26 protein-coding genes and 1 pseudogene are annotated in these 21,629 nt (G+C 42.3%); 19 read left to right on the plus strand and 8 right to left on the minus strand.

Annotation, left to right across the window (positions count from 1 at the left end; translation table 11 throughout):
• Window positions 1-697 precede the first annotated feature (697 nt).
• Window positions 698-1,252 carry an ATP-binding protein gene (locus tag ACFOET_RS08065; protein WP_379021386.1) on the minus strand — a complete coding sequence of 185 codons (555 nt, stop codon included), beginning with the start codon at window positions 1,250-1,252 and terminating at the stop codon, window positions 698-700.
• Between the two features lie 347 nt (window positions 1,253-1,599).
• Here ACFOET_RS08065 and ACFOET_RS08070 point away from each other — a divergent pair, with 347 nt between their 5' ends.
• Window positions 1,600-1,980, plus strand: coding sequence for an ORF6N domain-containing protein (locus ACFOET_RS08070; RefSeq protein WP_379021436.1), 381 nt, complete (start codon window positions 1,600-1,602; stop codon window positions 1,978-1,980).
• 94 nt (window positions 1,981-2,074) lie between these two features.
• On the opposite strand, the gene ACFOET_RS08075 is transcribed toward ACFOET_RS08070, so the two are convergent.
• Window positions 2,075-3,574 carry a S41 family peptidase gene (locus ACFOET_RS08075; protein WP_379021388.1) on the minus strand — a complete coding sequence of 500 codons (1,500 nt, stop codon included), beginning with the start codon at window positions 3,572-3,574 and terminating at the stop codon, window positions 2,075-2,077.
• Window positions 3,575-3,897: 323 nt separating this feature from the next.
• Between ACFOET_RS08075 and ACFOET_RS08080 the strand changes: the two genes are divergently transcribed.
• Entirely contained in the window at window positions 3,898-4,371 is a 474-nt protein-coding gene (locus ACFOET_RS08080) for a helix-turn-helix transcriptional regulator (protein WP_379021390.1), read from the plus strand.
• 262 nt (window positions 4,372-4,633) lie between these two features.
• Here the strand turns inward: ACFOET_RS08080 and ACFOET_RS08085 are convergent.
• Window positions 4,634-4,939: pseudogene (locus ACFOET_RS08085) on the minus strand (integrase core domain-containing protein); the annotation flags it as partial.
• A 348-nt stretch (window positions 4,940-5,287) separates the two neighbouring features.
• Here ACFOET_RS08085 and ACFOET_RS21385 point away from each other — a divergent pair.
• Window positions 5,288-5,698 (plus strand): hypothetical protein, encoded by a 411-nt coding sequence (locus ACFOET_RS21385; protein ID WP_456320329.1) that lies wholly within the window; start codon window positions 5,288-5,290, stop codon window positions 5,696-5,698.
• 99 nt (window positions 5,699-5,797) lie between these two features.
• On the opposite strand, the gene ACFOET_RS08095 is transcribed toward ACFOET_RS21385, so the two are convergent.
• The gene (locus ACFOET_RS08095; protein WP_379021394.1) at window positions 5,798-6,481 is read right to left on the minus strand and encodes a site-2 protease family protein; all 684 of its coding nucleotides are present in this window, start codon (window positions 6,479-6,481) and stop codon (window positions 5,798-5,800) included.
• 268 nt (window positions 6,482-6,749) lie between these two features.
• Window positions 6,750-7,598: an ATP-binding protein gene (locus ACFOET_RS08100; protein ID WP_379021396.1), complete on the minus strand. Its 849-nt coding sequence runs from the start codon at window positions 7,596-7,598 to the stop codon at window positions 6,750-6,752.
• A gap of 638 nt (window positions 7,599-8,236) precedes the next feature.
• On the opposite strand from ACFOET_RS08100, the gene ACFOET_RS08105 reads away from it, so the two are divergent.
• The 4 genes from ACFOET_RS08105 to ACFOET_RS08120 all read left to right on the plus strand — a co-directional run bounded on the left by ACFOET_RS08105 (window position 8,237) and on the right by ACFOET_RS08120 (window position 10,982).
• The gene (locus ACFOET_RS08105; protein WP_379021398.1) at window positions 8,237-8,707 is read left to right on the plus strand and encodes a hypothetical protein; all 471 of its coding nucleotides are present in this window, start codon (window positions 8,237-8,239) and stop codon (window positions 8,705-8,707) included.
• A 145-nt stretch (window positions 8,708-8,852) separates the two neighbouring features.
• On the plus strand, window positions 8,853-9,215 hold the full coding sequence (locus ACFOET_RS08110; RefSeq protein WP_379021400.1) for a tetratricopeptide repeat protein: 363 nt from the start codon (window positions 8,853-8,855) through the stop codon (window positions 9,213-9,215).
• Between the two features lies 1 nt (window position 9,216).
• Entirely contained in the window at window positions 9,217-9,540 is a 324-nt protein-coding gene (locus ACFOET_RS08115; RefSeq protein WP_379021402.1) for a hypothetical protein, read from the plus strand.
• 41 nt (window positions 9,541-9,581) lie between these two features.
• Window positions 9,582-10,982, plus strand: a complete 1,401-nt coding sequence (locus ACFOET_RS08120; protein WP_379021404.1) for a hypothetical protein — start codon at window positions 9,582-9,584, stop codon at window positions 10,980-10,982.
• Window positions 10,983-11,400: 418 nt separating this feature from the next.
• Here the strand turns inward: ACFOET_RS08120 and ACFOET_RS08125 are convergent, their stop codons facing one another.
• A complete protein-coding gene (locus ACFOET_RS08125) occupies window positions 11,401-11,592 on the minus strand; it encodes a winged helix-turn-helix transcriptional regulator (RefSeq protein WP_379021438.1) in 192 nt (63 codons plus the stop codon).
• A gap of 244 nt (window positions 11,593-11,836) precedes the next feature.
• Between ACFOET_RS08125 and ACFOET_RS08130 the strand changes: the two genes are divergently transcribed.
• The 4 genes from ACFOET_RS08130 (at window position 11,837) to ACFOET_RS08145 (ending at window position 15,138) form a co-directional block, all read left to right on the plus strand.
• The gene (locus ACFOET_RS08130; protein WP_379021406.1) at window positions 11,837-12,244 is read left to right on the plus strand and encodes an ORF6N domain-containing protein; all 408 of its coding nucleotides are present in this window, start codon (window positions 11,837-11,839) and stop codon (window positions 12,242-12,244) included.
• A 416-nt stretch (window positions 12,245-12,660) separates the two neighbouring features.
• Window positions 12,661-14,187 carry a TlpA family protein disulfide reductase gene (locus ACFOET_RS08135; RefSeq protein ID WP_379021408.1) on the plus strand — a complete coding sequence of 509 codons (1,527 nt, stop codon included), beginning with the start codon at window positions 12,661-12,663 and terminating at the stop codon, window positions 14,185-14,187.
• A gap of 285 nt (window positions 14,188-14,472) precedes the next feature.
• Window positions 14,473-14,670 carry a hypothetical protein gene (locus ACFOET_RS08140; RefSeq protein WP_379021410.1) on the plus strand — a complete coding sequence of 66 codons (198 nt, stop codon included), beginning with the start codon at window positions 14,473-14,475 and terminating at the stop codon, window positions 14,668-14,670.
• Between the two features lie 249 nt (window positions 14,671-14,919).
• The gene (locus ACFOET_RS08145) at window positions 14,920-15,138 is read left to right on the plus strand and encodes a hypothetical protein (protein WP_379021412.1); all 219 of its coding nucleotides are present in this window, start codon (window positions 14,920-14,922) and stop codon (window positions 15,136-15,138) included.
• Window positions 15,139-15,232: 94 nt separating this feature from the next.
• Here ACFOET_RS08145 and ACFOET_RS08150 read toward each other — a convergent pair whose 3' ends face one another.
• Together ACFOET_RS08150 and ACFOET_RS08155 are read right to left on the minus strand one after the other, a co-directional pair.
• Window positions 15,233-15,475: a hypothetical protein gene (locus tag ACFOET_RS08150; RefSeq protein WP_379021414.1), complete on the minus strand. Its 243-nt coding sequence runs from the start codon at window positions 15,473-15,475 to the stop codon at window positions 15,233-15,235.
• A 284-nt stretch (window positions 15,476-15,759) separates the two neighbouring features.
• A complete protein-coding gene (locus tag ACFOET_RS08155) occupies window positions 15,760-16,191 on the minus strand; it encodes a DoxX family protein (protein ID WP_379021416.1) in 432 nt (143 codons plus the stop codon).
• 541 nt (window positions 16,192-16,732) lie between these two features.
• On the opposite strand from ACFOET_RS08155, the gene ACFOET_RS08160 reads away from it, so the two are divergent.
• From ACFOET_RS08160 to ACFOET_RS08195, 8 genes are all read left to right on the plus strand, one after another.
• On the plus strand, window positions 16,733-16,900 hold the full coding sequence (locus tag ACFOET_RS08160) for a hypothetical protein (RefSeq protein ID WP_379021418.1): 168 nt from the start codon (window positions 16,733-16,735) through the stop codon (window positions 16,898-16,900).
• A gap of 249 nt (window positions 16,901-17,149) precedes the next feature.
• A complete protein-coding gene (locus ACFOET_RS08165; RefSeq protein WP_379021420.1) occupies window positions 17,150-17,632 on the plus strand; it encodes a helix-turn-helix domain-containing protein in 483 nt (160 codons plus the stop codon).
• Between the two features lie 10 nt (window positions 17,633-17,642).
• On the plus strand, window positions 17,643-18,077 hold the full coding sequence (locus ACFOET_RS08170; RefSeq protein ID WP_379021422.1) for a VOC family protein: 435 nt from the start codon (window positions 17,643-17,645) through the stop codon (window positions 18,075-18,077).
• The gene (locus ACFOET_RS08175; RefSeq protein ID WP_379021424.1) at window positions 18,061-18,522 is read left to right on the plus strand and encodes a DUF1569 domain-containing protein; all 462 of its coding nucleotides are present in this window, start codon (window positions 18,061-18,063) and stop codon (window positions 18,520-18,522) included. Before ACFOET_RS08170 ends, ACFOET_RS08175 begins: the two co-directional genes overlap by 17 nt.
• A 171-nt stretch (window positions 18,523-18,693) precedes the next feature.
• Complete coding sequence (locus ACFOET_RS08180; RefSeq protein WP_379021426.1) at window positions 18,694-19,284, plus strand: Crp/Fnr family transcriptional regulator; 591 nt, start codon at window positions 18,694-18,696, stop codon at window positions 19,282-19,284.
• A gap of 62 nt (window positions 19,285-19,346) precedes the next feature.
• Complete coding sequence (locus ACFOET_RS08185) at window positions 19,347-20,474, plus strand: FAD-dependent monooxygenase (protein WP_379021428.1); 1,128 nt, start codon at window positions 19,347-19,349, stop codon at window positions 20,472-20,474.
• A gap of 1 nt (window position 20,475) precedes the next feature.
• Window positions 20,476-20,907, plus strand: coding sequence for a DUF3995 domain-containing protein (locus ACFOET_RS08190; protein WP_379021430.1), 432 nt, complete (start codon window positions 20,476-20,478; stop codon window positions 20,905-20,907).
• A 151-nt stretch (window positions 20,908-21,058) separates the two neighbouring features.
• The gene (locus ACFOET_RS08195) at window positions 21,059-21,484 is read left to right on the plus strand and encodes a DUF1801 domain-containing protein (RefSeq protein WP_379021432.1); all 426 of its coding nucleotides are present in this window, start codon (window positions 21,059-21,061) and stop codon (window positions 21,482-21,484) included.
• Window positions 21,485-21,629: the final 145 nt, after the last annotated feature.

Consider the following 21,629-nt stretch of genomic DNA (forward strand, 5'->3'; position numbering starts at 1 on the left):
GTGACTAGGCTTTCCCTTGGCCAAATCAGCGCGGACTTTCTTGACGAGAGATTCCGGATTCGCCTTTTATCATCTTTCTACTGATTTTATCTGCCATATTCAACAGACTACCTTCGGCAAAAGTCTGTCCAACAGTTTACGCAGGGGAACATTCGGGTCGGGCGAAAATTCTGTTTTGCCGCTGTTAATAGCGTCAATCGCTTTGCTTACAAACTCGTGAACATTTATGCCCTTTGAAGTAAACCCCAATTGTTTGGGTATTTCAGTATCAACCTGAGACGGCAAAATTTCGACGACTGTGAAATTTGTGCCTTTTAGTTGTTGCGGTATCATTTTGGTAAATAGGGCCTGCTGAAAAACTCAGCGGGCGATTTTCCATCTGATAAATTCACGGTCGGCAGTTTTTGTAGCGGATGGGCTCTTGTTTAGCAGCGCAACGAGTGCAAGTTTGCATTTTGCTGAAAAAGTCATAAGGTTTGTAACCGTCTGAAAAATCAACCACAGGGATGCCTACCCGGCCAGTCTGACCAGGTTAAGCACCATGATGATGCAGGCAATCCACGCTTCGCTGGTGGGTTTCAAACGGGCTCTGATCCTGTCCATGCCATAGGCTGTCTGGCCTGCCCGAACTTGCCCTCCACCGGGTTGCGTTCCCCCTGTAATCTCCCCTAAATCAGCTCCGGATAGATGTATAAATTTAGTCGCCGATGACCTCCCAATGGCCACCCTTTGCCGGACCGATACGCGATAATTTCTTGTCCTTTTGCAATTGGCTGATATTCCGCTCTACAGAACGCTCAGTAATTTCCAGTAACAGCGAAAGCTCAGGTATGGTGATATCGGGATTCTCTCGTATGTACGCTAAGATTTTCCCCGACGTTTTCCCCGACGTTCTATCGATATCGGTTGCCGTCTCAGCATACACAACAACACGGAATCCATGCTGGAAATTTTCAAACTTCGGTGCCTTCAACCCGTATTGTTCAAACGCTTCCCGGATTCGACGAATCCCTGAACCATAGTTTTCATCGGCTTTGCTTGTTTTCAATGGCGATGAAGCTGTTCGCCATTCGCGAACGGTTTCTATCAATTGAGCCTCTTTAAAAGTAGCAGCGACTTTCCGGTTACGGGAATACGACGAATACTCGTCAGCAAGCAATTGCGCTATAGTGATCGTATACGGCAGATGGCCGGGATTGAAGAACTCAATATAATCGTCAAAGATTTTTACCGATGAATCGCCGCTGCTCATATAATCACATCCTTGATGCTGGTTGGTGTGGAGAAGCGGCCCAGCTCAATAGCTGCCTGAAAGACATCGTTTTTTGCAAACAACAGGAATCCGGCATTGGTTACCTGGCTATCCTTGATGAGCTCAAACTTTCATAAACGCGACACCAAAAAAGTAAATTTTTTAGTATTTTTCATCTATATTATTGGTCAAAAACTAAGCACCTATATTTACCTCAAGTAGATTATCCGTCTTGAGGTCACAATTTGTGACTTCAAGACCAAACGACCAACTGATGGCCAAAACCGAACTAGATAACGACGAGATAGTGATAGCTACCGAATCTGTAATGAACTCAAATTTTCAACATCAGAGGACAGAAAGTGATGTTGGATTTTCATCTTGCTGCATTGTACGAAGTGGAAAATCACATACTCAAACAAGCAGTGAAGAGGAAACAAAACAGGTTCCCAGATGATTTTATGTTTCAGCTTACCAAGGATGAATGGCAGGAGCTTATCACAATTTGTGATAACCTTCCTGAAGGGGTCAAATTCAGTCCTGCCACTCCCTTTGCCTTTACCGAGCAGGGAGTGGCTATGCTGTCCAGTATTCTGAATAGCGAAAGGGCGGTAGCTGTCAACATTCAAATCATGCGTGTTTTTACCCGTATCAGGCAAATGCTTAGCGACAATACGGAGCTACGCTTGGAAATAGAAAAAATAAAACGTGTATGCCGGACCCCTTAATAACTTTTGACATAAGGTCAAATTTTGAACGTCCATGGCAGAAGAATGGGCATTATGCTACACTGGTTCTAGTGGGTCATGAACCAAGCGATCATTATTCTTTTATTATATTTTTTAATGCTTCAAGTTGATGATCTTCATTCAAAAATACTTGCTCCAAGCTCCTTTCAATGAAAATGTCAGGTTCTGTACCTATGCCATCCAATGTTTTTCCGTCCTTTTGAAAGGAAACCATTGTACTGATTCTTCCTTCCAACGCTGAATTTGGCAATTCGAACCGCTCACTATTTCCACTTGAACCATCCGTATTTACCCCAACAATTTTAATGTTCGGCAATCCTTTGAATACAGATACAAGTACTGATGCCGCACTAAAAGTCCTTTCATTGGCTAATATATAGATAGGTTTGTTGTAATGGTATTTGTTTTTGGTAATCTTCTGGCCATCGAGAATATAGAAATAATACGCGCTAAATTTCTCGTTGTCCAATTCATACATCGGCTTAAAGGCCTTGAGGAAGTTGTTAACGCTTTTTTGCGCACTACTGTCCAATTCTGAAAAAGAAAATAGATACCGGCCATGTAATCTTTCTACATATTCTTCCGGTAAAGGAGTCGGCGCCCTTTGCTTTGTAGCATTGACAACATAAACAGAATCTGGATGAACAAAATAACCAGCCAGTTCTTGAATTAAATCACGAGTCCCGCCACCATTATCACGAACATCAATAATTAGCGCATCACTTTGCTTTGCCTTTTCCATAAAATCATTGAGTAGTTCGAAAAACACAGGACTGTCTTCTCTTGCTACCATGGAAGGAATTTGAATGTATCCAATATTGCTTTCTAACGTGAAAAACTGTTCGATAATCGTTCTATCATTCCGTTGCTCTTCAAAATAATCAAAGAGAAAATTTTTTTTATGAAACCGTTCATCCCACAATTTTGGCCTTTCTGCTCTCGATACCAATTCAACATATACGTCTTTCTTGAGCCCGCTATCATTTGCAAGTGTGATGGAAAGAGAATTGGAAATATCAAGATTTAGGATGCTAAAAACGGTCTCAATATCTCTTAAATCCCTAACGGCACGGGTAAAGTATGAACTTCGCGGGGAGAGAATGTCTTCGGGACGGATCTGTGGCACTATTTCTTCGACGGACATGCCGTTTATTGATTTTAGATACGGGAATTCCGAATTCCAATAGCCATATTTCTTTTGAATCGTATCATAATTGAGCACTAAAATTTTGTTTTGAAATGGCGCAAACGCAAGAGGGAAATAGCGAGTTTCGGGCAAATCATACCCTAATATACCGGAATGCCTATCTCCGATTTTTCCGATTGTCTTGGAGAGAAACAATCCAAAATCTGATTTGGTTATTAATTTTTCTTCAATCCCTATTAAATACGCATTAAAATCTTCTTTGTAATCGTACCCATTTAATCCTAGGTAGGAAGATTTGCTTTGAAGGATTTCGTCAAGAAATGCCAAATCACTTTCGATGTCGCTTTTCGTCAAATACTCAGTTTCATTTTGCGCAAAAGAAGAAAATGAGATGAGGGCTAATAGAATTAATAAGTGATTCCTCATTTTGTCGTTTTAAATTGGGGTAACTCTCAAATATATGCAATAATTTTCTTTAGGCAAGAATGCCATCGCCATCCTATGGGACTTTGATTATGACCTCCCCCCTGAAAACTGGAGTATTTAAAAGTAGAGATTTGAGGATTATTGAGATTTGTAATAAACTGTCACCTCGTCGCCCTTTCTGTAGGCTGCCGGCATACTTCCGTCAGCATATTTGTATTGGACGTGTTCGCCATCATGATGTATACCCCATATCGCTCTATCGGAACATTAAAATGGGATGAGGTCATTTGTTTTAGTAAGCTAATTTGCTTACATTTGTATTTATGGAAGCTGCAATAGAGAAATACAAAGGTATCCATCCGGGATTGATCTTGGAGCATGAACTCAAAAAGAGGAAAATTGCCAAAAATCGGTTTGCCACTGCCGTTGACCAGCGTCGCCAAACCCTGAATGCTATTACCAAAGGCAGGAGAAAACTACCCGTTGAACTGTCGTTCAAGATCGACAAGGAATTGGGGTATGCAGAGGGAACTATGTTGATGATGCAGGCCTATTACGAGATCGAAGATTACCGAAAAAGACAGCAATCAACCGAAGGTAACTTTGAGTTGGGTAAGTTGCGTAAGGGGCTTTTCTGGGATACGGATATCAATAAGCTGGATTCAGAGAAACACGCCACAGCTATTATCCGAAGAGTCTTTGAGCGGGGCAACAACGAAGAAAAGAAATATATCACGGATTACTACGGAGATCACCGTGTAGCTGGAATATTGGGGACTGACTCATTGGTCAAGTAGATAAATTTAGAGCATGTTGTACTGGAATACCGTCACAGACCTTTTACGTCAGACCCTGCTTACCCTGATGCAGGCGCCTATATTTGCAGATTTTAGGCTAGTTGGCGGGACAGCCCTCAGCCTGCATTTGGGACAGTCGTCTTAATTTGGTGCAAACGGTTTGGGGCTTGGCGATGTAGTGTGTTTTTAGCACAAAAGTTCGATCGAAGAATGAAAATTGAACTTTGTACAAATGTTTCATATATGTGTAATCTTCCCCTAACTAGCTACACCCAAAACTAAAGAATTCCAATAATTGACCTCCTCCCGAACTCCGAGTCATCCTAAAGTAGAGGATTCGGCTTTCTTGACCTGACTTCCTATGAACACTTCGGGGGGTCATGTCCCCCAGATAACTGTGCGGCCTGAAGGTATTGTATTCCACCCTCCAGGCTTCGATTTTCTCCCTTGCATCCTCCAGCGATAGGAACCAGTTTGTGTTGAGGCACTCGTCCCGGAAGCTCCCGTTAAAGGACTCAATATACGGATTGTCCGTGGGTTTTCCCGGCCTGGAGAAAATAAGTTCCACTTTCTCCCCGTATGGCGGATAAATACGAGATAGGCTGAGTATGTTAAGATCGACCAATTTTCACCTATACACAAAACAAGTAATGCGTTGGAATGAGAATAAGGATGATAGGCAGCTTACTATTCGCGTTAGGCGCCAGACAGATTGGTTATCGGTAAAGACACGCTACTGCTCGGAAACACCACTTATTTACGCGGGACTTTAGTTTTAACGTTCCGCACAAAATCCAACGAAACGGAAGCTAAAGCGGCGATTTTTTCATCACTAAAATCAGTGTTGAAAAGTAAATTTTTTACCACCTCCGATTTGCCTTCTTTTATACCTTCTTTTTTAACCGATCGGTGCGTTGTGGATATCCTTCAGGTTAGCAACGAGCAGCTGAGGAAACATACAGCGTCGTATACGGAATTGCTGGATAATATGGTGGGTCGGGCAAAAGCAAGTGAATTCTACACCCTAGCCCGGGAAAAGCTTTCGGCATTGTCTGCTCCGGTAAAGATGGGCGGATTACTGGAATGGCCGGAAGGGCAAACACCCGGGGGCGACGTATTTCGTGCGGATTCGGCGGATCATCGGTTCACGCTTTTTGAATTCTGGGCTTCATGGTGCATCCCTTGCAGGTTACAGATCACCATCCTGAGCCTTCTGCGGTACCACTCATCGACTTTGGATAGAAGGGTACCCATGTCTGCCAGCTTGAAGTATTCAACCCATCCCGTGATGTGTATCCGCCCTATGAACTACATGTTTGATTTTTGAACCATAATTTTATAGTTCTGCGGGGATAATAGGTCTTTTAGGTTTTTATGGTTGATGGCCATGATGTAAATCTACGGAATGATATTGAAAACCGTGGGGTTAAAGTGGAATCCTTGGGTAATTACTTATTTCTTCACCATCCTCGTCTTTTCCGTTGATAACCTTACTTGGCCGATTGCTTTGTGCAATTTCATTGATCATAGCCAAAGCCTTTATCTGGTCTTGGTAGCTTCCAATCAAATTATTCTTATCATCAAATATCCGCCAATGATCCGTGCTATTTTCCCTATAGATTCTAAATATCCGGTCCTTTATGATATCCTCTTTACCACGTAATAGATCAAAAATAATCTTACCATCGCTAAAGCTTCCATCTGGATAGGGAGTAGGGATTAGCGCAAAGAAGATGTAATACAGCGAAAAATATGTGAACTGGTACGTGAAAAGGCTTTCGTTGATAATTTCATGCTGCACAAGTAAAATAACCGCGATTGTACCCAATAAATTAAACAGAGCGCCACCTGAAAAAATAAGAATATTAGCTATTTTTTTTTCACGTTTGATATTATTGAACGTACAGACTCCGTACCAAAAGTAATATTGCCGCACTTCAATAATTGACCAATTGAAAAGTGGTTTCCCCGTTCCTATGGTGATTTTAATGTTTTTCCCCCCCATAAGCCAAGCGAAAAAGACGTGGCCTGCTTCGTGAATAGTGGAAATCAAGGGCAGTAAAACAAAGAAAGCCATAATAAATTTCGGTATGTCTTGTATTCCAAACATGAGTAGTATTATTAGTATTAAGCGAATGTTTAATCAATACGCGCTTTTAGCGTAATAACATTTTCCGATCTGCCATCACTCGTTGCACATCTCTCATCTCACAATCTCAGCTCTCTTTAACCTTTTGAACAGTTTTCGCTTTCCATTTGTTCACATAGTGATTAACTATGCCCTGTACTACGTTCGTTTTGTGAGACAAAAAGGAGAATTTGTAATCTCCCCTAAAATCAGCTACGGATAGATGTATAATTTAGTCGCCGATGACCTCCTAATGGCCGCCTTTTGATCCCACCCTATTAATTCGGTTGGTTTCTCGCAGTATTTTTAGATGATACTCTACCCCTCGAACCGACAACCCCGTTTCATCAGCCAACTGCTCCCGCGTGATTTGTGGATTTGATTTTATGAAATCAAAAATTTCAGCAGTTTTCCCCACAGTTTTCCTTGTCGTTTTATCGATATTGGTTGTCGTCTCAGCGTACACAATAACACGGAATCCATGTTGGAAATTCTCGAATTTAGGTGTTTTCAGCCCATACAGTTCAAACGCTTCCCGGATTCGACGAATCCCTGAACCATAGTTTTCATCGGCTTTGCTTGTTTTCAATGGCGATGAAGCTGTTCGCCATTCGCGAACGGTTTCTATCAATTGAGCCTCTTTAAAAGTAGCAGCGACTTTCCGGTTATGGGAATACGACGAATACTCGTCAGCAAGCAATTGCGCTATAGTGATCGTATCCGGCAGATGGCCGGGATTGAAGAACTCAATATAATCGTCAAAGATTTTTACCGATGAATCGCCGCTGCTCATATAATCACGGTGGACGATCATATTAATGACAATTTCTCGCAACGCCGGCATCGGGTATTGCCAACGCTCTTCACGCTGCGGATCGCCAGTGATGATGTATCCTTTATTGATGTGTTTGCGGATGAACCCCAGTAACTCTTCCACTTCGCCGAACAGGTCACTGCGGACGGTCAATCCATCCTTGATGCTGGTTGGTGTGGAGAAGCGGCCCAGCTCAATAGCTGCCTGAAAGACATCGTTTTTTGCAAACAACAGGAATCCGGCATTGGTTACCTGGCTATCCTTGATGAGCTCAAACTTCGTCAACACGGTAAGCGGGTCGTCGGTAAGCGGCGTTTCCTTTCCCTGGTTTGCTCTTTTCGATAAACTTTACGACCTTATCCAGCGATAGGTCATCGAGTGCCCGATCCGGATTAATATAGCTATCCCAACTGGTATTGAAAGAGCGGAGATGAGGAACTGGAATCGGCGATGGGGAAATTAAAATAGTGAGGATTCAATATGCCCATGTGACCTCCCCCCTGAAAACTGGAGTATTAAAAGTAGAGATTCGAGGATTATCGAGATTTGTAAGGTTTTTTAAGGACGAGATACCTGCTTGCTAGGTACGAAAAGCTGAAAATTCATTCGGCAGGTATGTATTGAAAATAGATGCTTCGACCTCAACACGGGACGCAAAACCATAGCAACCGAAAACAGGGTGACATCGGTTGCACTGAACCGCCGCTTTGAACTGTTCAATTCCATTGTAACCCTTCGCAGCCTCCTGCCGCTCGTCATGGCGGATAGCGGCATTGGAAATGGCGGTTCACACTGAAAAAAGTGGTCTGAAGCAGTAAAAAACACTGCTTTTTGCTTGCGTAGCCGGCTTTATAAAAATTTATTAGCTAATTTTGTTCAGGCGTCTTCTTCGAATGCGCTATTTTGATCATAATAATCTGATTATGAGAACGCCAATTTTAAACAAGCACAACGTAATTTTTCGGTTAGTGATCGTATTCCTGATAGGTGTATGGGGATGCAGCAAGAACAGTGAGCCTGATGATGAGGGGCAACGGTGTCAAGTAAAAGCAAAAAATGGCCAGGATGACGATATCATCGGGGAGTGGATGTTGGTCAAAGGCCAGACTGTTTTCCATGAGCCGAAGACAATAGACCATTCTTGCAATAATATTATTTATAAATTTCAGGAAAACGGAACACTGGTGGTAAGCAGCGATACAGAAACCCTGATTGATTTAGAAACAGGTCAGTATTCATACCAGCTTCGTCACGAACCATTGGAATCTTCAAACGAAGCATTTACGTTACAGATCGAAGAGTCGTTTATAGGGTGCGAGATTTCTGCTGATACAATGATTTTAAACCATTCTTATCTTGACGGACCTATTTTACATTTTGTCCGGATAAAGTAATAACCCAATTTTTATCCCTTAGTGGCGAAACGCACTTTCTGAAACCGACAACACCTGGGGGATCATCCAGTTCAAACCAGACCGGGAATTTACACACCCGAATCGTGACGGTTGGACCCCTCAATCAACGGCGCCCGATCTGTATTTGGGCAAGTTTTCGTTTTTAAACGATCCGGAACAGGTAAAAAGAGAGAATAAACGGTATGAGCAGCAAAAGCTGAAACGTGAGGCAAACTCGTTAGCCATGGAAGCCGTCCGGTTGTCACAATCAAATCATATTGATCAAGCAAGGGAGAAATTTTCTGAAGTATTAAAAATCGACATGAATAATATCATTACTTATCGACATCTATTATTAATGTCCATGGATGAAACCAATAGCCATGACTCTTGGGGCTATTGGAATAAATTGGCCGAGAAAGATCCGAAGAATGTCGAAACTTGGCTTTTAAAAGGCCTGGTAGAGAAAAAATACAACAAATTAGATAGTGCTGTAGAAAACATTTGAAATGATTATCACGAAAAAAGATTCCCTGCACTTCAGGAGTTATAGCGAACTGGCATTCATTTCCCTGCTGAAAAAGGAGGATGACGCTGCGGACCTAAATTTCAATCAAGCAATACACATCTTTATGACCGAAGGTGATAAACCCTTGCGGAAGGAGAGCCACCGTATTTTCAACATCAATGACCTGCTCATGGTCAGGTTGGCTTATGCTAGGTTTTTGAATAAGAACTCAGCATTTGAAAGAAGCAAAATTGCTATCCCTCTGTGTGACACGACAATTGAAATTGTGGTCAGTGAAATAGCAAATGTCAAAAAAATATATTAAATATGCAATCCGAAGCAATTATACAACTATATTTATAACAAGTGAGAAAATTACTTTTTCCCCTAATTATATGGGCACTTTCTTGTACGGCTCAAACACCGAAAGAGATTGTAGATTTAAATCTCAATTTTGAAAGTATTGCCGACAGCAGTCATATGCCCGCTTCTTGGAAAACCTATGGAGGTGGCCATATCATAAAGGTCGATTTCACTGAAAAATACGAGGGCAATGCTTCCCTATTCATCCAATCAAACCAAGAAAGATCCGAGAACGACTCCATCGCTTTCGTTGCGAAGCGTATAGAACCAATTATTAGGGGTAATGAAGTTCAACTGTCCGGGTATTTAAAATTATACAACATTGAGGGCAGAGCGGGGCTTGCCGTGATAATCAATGGACCAAGTGGACAAATTGCTGGTGAAGAAATGATATCGGATAATCTTCACGGCACCAAACCATGGAATAGATACTCGATTTCATTGCCGATACCGGACTCAACAATGTCTATTGACATTGGAGTATACCTACTCGGGGATGGTCAACTCTGGGCGGACCACTTGGAACTGCTCATCGATGGCCAGGACGTTTCCTCGTTAATAAGTGCATCAATGGAACCTCATAGTGAGACTCATGAGCTAAAACAGTTTATTAACAAATTCGGACATGTTGTGAAATCTGATTTCTTATTAAATGATTCAATTTCTCAGATATCTTATCCTCCACGAGAATTTCGTTTCAATCCCCATTACAAAAAATATCTGAATGCCTCGGGATTGCCTATCTTAGGCTCAGATGATGTAAGCGACGAAGCATTCTATAAAGCGAGGAAAATTATCCTGATGATGCTGGGAAAGAATCAGGCTCTTAAGGCTAAATTAATTGATAACAATTCCCGGATAGCCATCATAGGCAGAAACGAGCAAATGACGGATTTACCTGAGTATAGTGAATTCGACCAATCAATTAATTGGCGAGCGCGGGGAATGGGAGGGTGGACTGATTTCCCATTGACAAGTTGTGGGGAAGAAAATATTCTGTGTCTGGACACGGATCGCTATAAGGGAGAAGACATCTTGATACACGAATTCGCGCATGCCGTACATATGCTGGGAATTTCATTTATTGATAATAAGTTCAACGAGGAGCTTTATATCACCTATAATCAGGCACTGAAGGACGGACTCTGGCATAACACCTATGCCATATCAAGCCCCGAAGAATACTTTGCAGAGGGTGTACAGAGCTGGTTTGATGTAAACAAAAATGTTGAGCTTGGGGATGGAATTCATAATCATGTCAACACAAATGCCGAACTAAAGCTTTATGATCAGCGACTATACGATCTTATTGGTAGGTACTTCACCTATAGCCAGCAGAATGTTAGCTGTCACAGCTCAAAAAATAATAGTAAGATTTGGTGGTTCAATGATGTGAAAAAGTGATTCAGGAATTAATTGTTTTATGAACTTGAAACAGTGGCAGGAATGAAGTTGAGCGTTCTCGATAATTTGCTAACTTGTTCCTGATGATCTTTTGTTGTGTTGTCAAATATAACTTAATCTGTTTTAAAGTTACTTTTTTGATCGTAACTGTCAGATTAGTCGTGACTAATTCAGTTCAGAACTATACGGTTTATTGAAAATTGAATCCGCTAAAAAACGCTCAGCACCGAATTTGGATGTTTTTATTCAAGCTTCGCACCTTTATAAATGCCGATTGAGGTGGCTATTTAGATATCAATTTCCTAGTATTCCTCTGAAGTTTGAACATCTAGATATTTCGGAGGGATAGTGCCAGCTGTTTCGGTCAAACCGTGTGACTGTAATCTCCCCTAAAATCAGCTACGGATAGATGTATAATTTAGTCGCCGATAACCTCCCAATGGCCACCCTTTGCCGGACCGATACGCGATAATTTCTTGTCCTTTTGCAATTGGCTGATATTCCGCTCTACAGAACGCTCAGTATTTTCCAGTAACAGCGAAAGCTCAGGTATGGTGATATCGGGATTCTCTCGAATGTACGCTAAGATTTTCCCCGACGTTCTATCGATATGCTGGGCATTTCTTGGTCAATGTCCGCACAATACTGGAAACACTAAATAAACAACTCAACTTGTGGGAGTCATTTACAAGGTTCAGAGAAAGCTTGCCGCGAGGATTTGGATATTGTGCACAAACTTTCTACCTTTATCGAAACCAACGTGACCTGGGCCTGAAGTAATCGGAATTTTTGGTTTTTTGAAATGCCTTAGATCGCAAATTGCGACCTCAAACAACAATACGATATGTAAGCTTATGGGTAAAGCACAGAACGAAACCATCAAGAAAACAGTGATACCTGACGAAATAGTTATCAGCAATATATCTCATCCGGGACAAAAAATGATGCTTGACAACGATTTGGCAGAGCTTTATGGAGTAGAGACCCGCCGGCTGAAAGAGCAAGTAAGACGAAACATGCATCGCTTTCCGGAGCATTTCATGTTCGAATTGACCCGTGAGGAGTATACTGAAATTCTAAGATCGCAAAATGCGACCTTAGGACATGGCAAACACGAAGCAGAAAACATGGAGCTTGGGGAACAGCAATATCATCTAACGACACTTACGCTGACATATATGGTGAGTTTTTCGACATTTACAATGACGGACTTGACATTGCAGAGATTTCAAAAAAACTACTTACTGACAACCAAGAAATAATAAAGGATAAAGACAATAGCAACAACTTTCGGTTCGCATTGGCAAAAGCGTTGCAAAGTGGGGGTATAAGCGGCGAGCGGGAAATGTTACATGGGATCTTGAACCTCTGCCTCTCGCACCCTGCCAACGCACTATTACGGATAGTACTCGCCCGGACATTTGACGGAATGCGACAAATATGCCCACAAGTGGCAGTTGAATACGAAAGTCGGGTGAAGCGCTTGCAGGATGGGTATCCGTTAGAAGGAAAGCTCGGGAAACGCGTTAATCAAATTATTTATGGCCAGTGACAAGTGATACTATACTAAAATCGGCATTGACGACGAAGGGCGACTTTTTATAAAGCCGGACAACGAGCGATTTGACCTAATTTATAGATTTTTTTAAATTTTGCCGGGGTTTAAATCGAGATAACAATGATTAAAATAAAGCTTCTTTTCGCATGTAGTCTTTTGTTCTTTTTGTCATGTAACCGGGCAACAGATACGAATACAGACACGACAACCATAGTCGCCGGTACTTCCAAAATAACAGGAAGAATCATCACTCCCGATGGTCAAAATAAGGATAACATTACCGTAACGATTACTATTCAACATCCAATTTCGGGAGAAAATGTCAGACATCATATTCTCGCTGACCAATCGGGCAACTTCTCACTGGACTTTAATATGGAAACCGAAACTTCTTTATTGGGGCTGTATACGAATATAAACTCCCACAAAACGCTTATAATCAAATCGATAAATAATGAATCTACTCACATTGATGTAGCCTATAATGCAAACCGCGATTTCAAAAATGTTGAGGTTACGCCTGCCATGAAAAAATATGATATGAAGCAGAGCATGGAGGTGTTAAACGAAATGATTGATTATAGACCAGATGAACCAGATGGGGTATATCCGCGGGTCTATGATAAAAGTACAGATGAGTTTCTGGATATTGCTAAACGTACTGTATCTGAAAGATTGGCACAATTCGTAGATAATGATGAATTATTCTCCGAGGAGTTTAAAGGGCTTATCGCTAAAGATTATCGTCTATTCCTATATACGGGACATGTTTTCGATTACGAAGCGGAGATGAAACGTAATTATCGTAATGCAACTCAGGATAGAGTTGGTCAGCCTGAAATTCAAAAGATTGACCGATCGTATTTCCGTTTTTTGAAAGACTTTAATCTCAACGATCCGCAATACCTCCACACGTTCACATTCCCTGAATTTCAGCACGCCATTCTCCAAAATGAAGTATTAGGACTCCCGGTGATCGGAGAAAGCGATATCCCCTCCTGGCTGGCAAGCGTAAAAGCTATTTTAGCTGATTTGGTCGGATTCGATGACGGTCCATATTATGATATTTTAGCAGCCAATGCCTATAGTCGGCAGCTCATCGAGCAGGTGAAGCCGCTAAGCGAAAAACAAAAAGAGCATATAGCCCATTATTGGAAAGATGGAGAAATCGCAAAAATACTGTTTCGGAAAAACGAACAGGTTATTGAACTGGACAAAGTAAAATCACCTACGGTTGTAAACGACATTTCGTTGGTATCGGAAGACAAGGTCATAGAGACTATTGTTTCCAAATATAAGGACCAGGTGGTGTTTATTGACCTTTGGGCAACATGGTGCGCTCCTTGCCTGGAAGCGATGAAACAATTCAGAGTTACAAAGGGCTATTTTCGGGATAAGGATGTTGTATTTGTGTATCTTACCAACGAGTCTTCGCCCCGAAAGCTGTGGGAAGAAAAAATAAATGGAATAGGTAGCGAACACTATTACCTGACAAACGCTCAATGGGAGTACATGATGGATCATTTCGGGTTCGAGAGTATTCCGTCATATCTGTTATACAATACAGAAGGCGTGCTCATTAATAAATTTACCGCATTCCCCGGAAATGACGTAGTAAAAGAGATGATTGACGTCCAGTTAAGATGAGTGACCTCCCCCCTGAAAACTCGAACGTTCAGAAACAGAGATTCGGGGATTAAATCATTAACTTTATACGGGAGGAAAATCCATGAAAAATCGCCGGGAAGATCTGCCCATCCGTCAGCGGGTACGTAACGGCGGATGCTGACCCCCTGATATTTTTCGGCGGATGGTGTTGCGGAGCATGTTGACCCCCTTGCGGGTTCCGTAACGGAGTAAACTGACCCCTTTGGGGAATGTGAGTAACGGAGCATGCTGATCCCTGAGTCTTTTTCCCCGTTTAAGTTGATTATGGAAATCCGGAATTTATCGGGTGCAAGATTGGTTTGTGTAGGAGACGATTGGCAATCGATTTACCACCTTGCAGGAAGTGACATCTCGCTATTCAGTAATTTCGGGAATTATGTCGGACAGCATGAACAGTTATTGATCGAACAAACCTATCGGGATTCACAGCCGCTTATCGATATCACCTCAAAATTCATCTAAAAGAATAACCGAACCAGATAACGACGAGATAGTGATAGCTACCGAATCTGTAATGAATCAAATTTTCAACATCAGGGAATGGCAGGAGCTTATCAAAATTTGTGATAACCTACCTGAAGGAGTCAAATTCAGTCCTGCCACTCCCTTTAAAACCCGGGCGTTGCCGGCCATGGAGGCATCAGTCCCTTTGAAATCAAAACCCCGTTGTATTTTTCCGGCCCTTCATACAAGCCGCGCACCGTAAGCAACTTGCCATCTTCCTTTGTAGACCTTGCGCCCACCATCCTGGCAAGCTACGGCATCACTGTACCCTCCGCCATGGATGGGCGGATACTTTCGGAAGTCTTTGCAACAGATCAAAGTCAGACACCCGAGGTCCTGCAAGAGGTCGTTGAAATTGCACCCAGCACCATACACCGTTCTAGCGTGCAGGGCAAGCGGTACATCGATTACGGACAGACCCACTGATGAATCAATAAGCAAGCCCGGCGATGATTCCCGGGTTTGCTTTTTCGGTTATACCCCAAGGCGAATCAAGCGGGAGCTGTGGGCTTTGAACCAGTTATAATGAAACCGCCATTGCGATGGAATTTGTCGACCGGCAATAAAAGTCAGCATTCAAAGTGCCGCCTTCCTGGATACCGGTAATCCGGCCAAATTGCCTGATGATCTCCGCATTTATTTTTTTCAGCCTGGTACCGTCCTGGTCATAAAAGGCATGTTCAAGGAAATCTTCGTTTCGTATTCTTCTGGTCGGGATATAACTGCCGCTTCCAACAATAACGGCATAAGTTGGATGATCCATTGCGTTGAAATATGAATTATTCCTGATCCGCAGATCGGAGCATTTGTCCATAAAAAAATAAGCCTGTACAAGTATTGTTTAGCGAAATGGGCGCTGGCGCATGATCGAAAAGCGTTTTGCCCGATTGCTTGAACGCAGTTACCTGCAAGCAAATTCGGTAAAAAAGAGTTCTGAATCTACAGTAAGCAGCTAAATCCATCCCGCTCCCAGCGCAAGGGAAACGGCAACCAGTATCACCGCTACCAGTACCTGGATAGCTACCACGAAGGCAGCCAATGACAGGATCAGTATTTCCATCGGCTATTGATTTTACGATCGATGGACCAGCGCCCGCCACCACGGATAAGCAGGAAAAGGCTGCCCAACAACATCGCCCAGTCGGTACGGCTTGCATGCATCATGGCCCAGAACCCATCGCCGGCAAGGATATCAGCTTTGGTCGTCGCCATAGCCACCAGCATGATGCAAATCAGCGGGACGGCTGCAAGCCGGGTAAGCAAACCCAATAGTACCAATGCACCACAGATCATCTCACAGCTCCCTACAAAAGGCCCCAGAAACTCCGGACTGGGCAGGCCTATTTTGGCGAACCGCCCAACACCGAGTTCTTCGGCAAACAGGAATTTCTGTACGCCTTCTGACAGAAATACTACGCCGACCATCAACCGGATAATGATGGTTGTCGGCGACTGGTCTGTCTTCATCACATGTTTCATCGGCGTGTCTGTTAGTCATAACAAAATTACACACTAAGGCCGACATCAAATGGTCTATTTGAAAATATGATGGCATAGAAGGTGGTAAAGCGCCAGTTCCTTCCAGGAATAGGTATTCGCCCTCTTGTCAGCAGAAGAGGCAGATTCGAACACATTGGTAAGAATAGCAGTTATGTTTATAAGGCATATCCCATGCTATTTGGTGGTAGATATATGTTCCCGCAACAGTCTGTACAATAAGTCAAGGTCAAATGGCTTTTCTATATACCCGTCAAATCCGAGCTTATCGTATTGTTCGCTGATATTACTGTTACAGCTTAAAGCAACAACGGGCAAATGGGGGTACTTACGTTTGATAAGCTTACAGACCGCTATACAATCCTGGTCTGAAAGTCGGATTTTTGAAAAGCCATCAAATATATTGAAAATTCTACAACAAAATAGAAAAGCGGTATTTTTATAATCCCGGCTTTGCACAAAGAAAAATTTCGCTTCACAAGAAAGCCACGGCTTGGCATTGTTATTCTGCGAAACCCTTGTAATGGGTACAAAACAAGGCGTCGCTATGCTCTCCAGTGCAATTAATAGCCAGCAAGCTATAGCAGTCAACATCCGAATTATGCGGATCTTCGAACAACTCCGTATCGCAATTATGAGCGAAATGGATATCCGCCTTGAAATCGAAAGAATAAAAACGGACTTTGGATAATCACGACAAAAATGTCGAATTGGTATTCCAGTGCCTCGATGAGCTGAACGACAAAATTAAGCGGCCTCCCCTACTGCCCGGACAAGGTGATGTAGACGCTTGCAATTATGGTGACGATGCTTTTATATAGAGACACATATATAGAGACACAAATTGTCCAGAATTCCCCGCCAGGTTGGCTTTGTTCGCCCGGCTAAAACCGGGCGCTAACCCTTACTTTTGTACGTAAATATCCTTTTCTCCGCGCTCATGAAATTAGAACAATATCCCAAAGTCTATTTATACAGGCGGATCGTGCAGGCGAAGCGCTTCATTGATGATCACTATGCTGAACGGATTGACCTGGATGCCATATCGGGCGAAGCCTATTTTTCGAAGTTTCACTTTATTCGTCTGTTCAAATCCATCTACGGTAAAACGCCCCGCATCTATCTGCAAAAGGTACGAGTTGCGCACGCGAAAATCTTACTCGGACAGGGCTTTTCAACTGCTGAAACCTGCTTCGCGGTGGGTTTTGAAAGCATCGCCACCTTCAGCGGTTTATTTGCCAGGTCGGTGGGGTTGCCCCCATCTGGATTTTCGGCAAGATGCCGCGAGAAAAAACAACGGATCATGCGAAATCCCCGGGCCTACGTACCGAGGTGTTATGGGGAACAACACGGATGGTTTGAAAATAGCAATTTCGGAGAAGTGATTTCAACAAGCAATGTGGACCTTAGCACCGTCACTTAATTTTAGCATTATGATCACGAAAATGACCGTCACAAACATCCACGTTATCAACCAGGATAGCGCGTATGACTTTTATGTGAACAAACTGGGTTTCCAGGTAGTGGATGATATCCCCATGGGGCCGGGCACCCGTTGGCTTACCGTTTCGCCGCCCGAGCAGCCCGATCTGCAGATTGTCTTATTTCCGGTGGTGGTAAGCAAAATGTTCCCGCAGAAAACCGCCGATACACTCATTGACCTGATCAAGCAAGGGATATTCGGCTGCGGCGTCTTGACCTGCACCGACATCTTCGCCACGTACGAAGAACTGAAAGCCAAGGGAGTTGAATTCATCAAGGCGCCGACGGAGGAATTTTACGGCATGGAAGCCTTTTTTAAGGATGATTCGGGAAACTACTTTTCACTGCAACCGATCAGTAACTTTGATCATGAAAACGGTATTTGACAAGTCGATACAGAAGGAATTGGCGGACAGGGTCCGGCTACTGAACGAAAATTCCCATCGCAATTGGGGCAAGATGACTGCTTACCAAATGGCCAAACATTGCAACAACTGGAGCGAGTGGGTGCTGGGAGTAGGCAACTACGCCAACCACGTTTACAAACAGGATTTCTTCGGCAAGCTCTTCGGAAAGGCGGCCTTGAAAAGCAATGTCAAAGATGACAGGCCGATGGGTAAGCATGTGCCGGCCGGCATACATGTCATCAAAAAGACCGAAACAGGCGACATGGAGGTGGAAAAAGCCCGGTGGTTGCGGCTGATCACGGAATACGACCGCTTCGGGAACGACCGGTTCATCCACGACTTTTTTGGCAAAATGACCAAAGAACAAATTGGTATCTTTGCGTACAAGCACTTTGACCATCATTTACGGCAATTTGGAATCTGATAAGAAAGTGTTGACTTTTACATCAGGCCCTACTTACGCTGATGCAGGCGCCTATATTTGCACTATGTTATCCAAGACGCGCATTGCGCATTTTGGATAACGGCAACGTGTTGTACAGTAATACGATTAAACAGAGAGAATGACGTGTATCTACTAGTTAGCAGAAATTTTATGAGCAAACCGTATTACAACATTTTACAAAGCCTACTTGAGATTGAAGTGAATGCATTTGATAAATTCTATTCGCTCCTTAGGTTTACAGATGTAAAGAAAAAAGATTTCGTTCTGAAGGAAGGTGATACGTGTAAGTTTATAGGGTTGGTGCAAAAAGGGACATTACGCACTTTCTATGTAAACGAGAACGGAGAAGAAGTGAGTTTTCTGTTTCATTTCAATCAACAAATTGAAGACATTGTTTTTACAGATTATGAAAGTTTTTTGCTGGACACTCCATCAAAACTTAATATACAAGCCTTAGAGAACTCTACCGTTTGTTTTATCGGTTATGACGATTGGCAAAGACTCTGCAATGAAAATGACTATTGGTTGCTTTTTTCCAAGAAAATGACCGAAAAAGTGTACCTGGCTTCAAAAAGACGAGTCGAGGATCTTCTCTATTATTCGCCCGAAAACAGATACCTGAAATTATTGAAAGACAATCCGCTGCTCTTTCAGAAAATTTCACAAAAACTTATCGCAAGTTATTTAGGGATTACCCCTCAGTCGTTAAGCAGGATCAGAAAACGTATCTGCATTTATTAACTTTAGTGAACGCCTTTTTTGTGTTGTGCGCTGTAGTTTTGCGTTATAAATTTAATGCGAAAATGAAAGCAAAGGTAACTATAATCGGAGCGGGAATAGGTGGGCTAACCACCGCATTGACACTCAAACAGAAAGGATTGGATGTGGAGGTCTTGGAAGGTTCTGCAGAAATAAAACCGGTTGGAGCAGGTATAAATATTGCGAACAACGCCATGCAGGTCTTTCAAAAGCTGGGTATACAGGGCAAAATCGAGAAATCTGGGCACAGAATTTCCGAAATAAAAATTACCGACAGTCTACTAAATCCACTCTCCGTAGTTGACCTTTCGGAATATGAACAAAAATATGGAGTTTCAAGCGTTGCAATCCATAGGGGTGAATTGCAAAAAATACTTGCAGAAGAAGTTGGCTACGAGCATATAAGGCTGTCAAAACGATTGGTGAAAATTGAAAAGGAGGAGCTTTTCAAACTGACCTTTGAAGATGATTCTACTATTGCGAGCAAAATTGTGATTGGTGCGGACGGAATAAGATCAGTCGTAAGAAGCCAGTTATTTTCCGAAAACACTTTGCGAAATGCGAATCAAACCTGTTGGCGAGGGATATGTGAGTTTGACTTGCCCGAAAAATATCACAATGAGCTCAATGAAGCCTGGGGAAGAGGCAAACGCTTTGGATTTGAAAAGCTCAACGGCAAAAAAGTGTATTGGTATGCTTTGGTAGATTCGAAAAATGTAAGTTCCGAAGAAATCGATTTGGTGAATCTATTTGATGAATTTCATGAGGATATTCCCGCTATTATCTCTTCAACAGCTAAGGATCAAATTGTTATAAATGAGATCGTTGACCTAAAGCCCATCTACAAATGGCATCGTGGAAATGTATGCCTGATTGGAGATGCAGCACACGCCACTACACCCAACATGGGACAAGGAGCTTGTCAGGCCATTGAAGACGCTTATGTTTTGGGCAAACTAATTGATGACGGATTTTTAATGGAAAATTCATTTGTGGAATTTGAGCGGTTGAGACGAAAGAAAGCCCATAGCATTGTAAATATGAGCTGGACAGTCGGGAAAATGGCACATTTGGAAAACCGTTTTGGCGTATGGATGCGGAACAAGGCTATGAAATACATGCCAACATCAGTCAACAAGAAGCGAATGGATATGATTTTCAAACTGAACTGATATGACAGCCATAATCGCAAGCATTTTATTTGCAATCTTTCTACTTCTTTCCTCGGTTCACTTCTATTGGGCATTGGGAGGAAAATGGGGTGGTGATGCTGTCCTGCCCATAAAGAATGATGACAGCACAAAAGCTCTTACTCCCACCGTTTTGCCAACCTTAATTGTTGCCGTTGGACTTTTGAGCATTGGACTTTTAGTGTTGGCTATTTCAGGACTTATTTCTTTCGACATACCACGCTGGCTCAAGGATTATGGCCTTCGGGTTATTGCAGGTATTTTTTTCCTGAGAGCAGTTGGAGATTTTAACTATATTGGATTTTTCAAGAAAGTAAAGCAAACAAAATTTGGACGTAACGATACAACGTATTTTTCGCCCTTATGCTTAACCATTGGACTGCTGACAACAATTTTAGAACTGTACAATAACTGAATGAAAACCGCTACTGGCTAGTGAATCAAAAAAGCTATTGACCTACGAAAGGAGATTTAATGAAAGGACTGATTGTAAATCATTGGGCTAAAATCTCAAAAGCCCCACTGATGCTGAAGTAGATTTTTTTATCACCATAAAAAATAGAATTATGGGAAAGTTAAAGTTGAAAACAAACCCAAAAGTAAATGAAATATTCGCCAACTATCCCGAAAACGTTCAGGAAAAAATGCAATACCTGAGAGCTTGGGTAATAGAAACAGCCGAAGAGGAAGGTATTGATGAACTGGAAGAAACGTTAAAGTGGGGCGAGCCGAGTTTTGTAACAAAAAACGGAAGCACCTTGCGAATGGATTGGAAAGAAAAATCACCTGACCAATACGCAATGTATTTCAAATGTACGAGTCGGCTTGTTGATACTTTCCGAATGGTTTTTGGCTATAAATTTCAATATGAAGGAAATCGGGCAATTGTATTTCAGCTTGACCAAAACATCCCTGAAATGGAATTAAAGGAATGTATTAAAGCATCTTTGACATACCACAAGGTAAAACACCTGATAACACTGGGGATATGACTAGAATGCCAGTGGCTAATAGCACCTATTGTAGAAATACAGAGACTGTAAAATCAACTGTGTCAAGAGTTATAAAATGTTAACTTAGTCACAGTTTAAAATGAAAGAAAAGCAAGAAGAATTCGATTACGAGGAGATGAAAGCG

This window comes from Parapedobacter deserti (assembly GCF_042646065.1).
In the GTDB taxonomy this organism is placed as follows: Bacteria; Bacteroidota; Bacteroidia; order Sphingobacteriales; family Sphingobacteriaceae; genus Parapedobacter; species Parapedobacter deserti.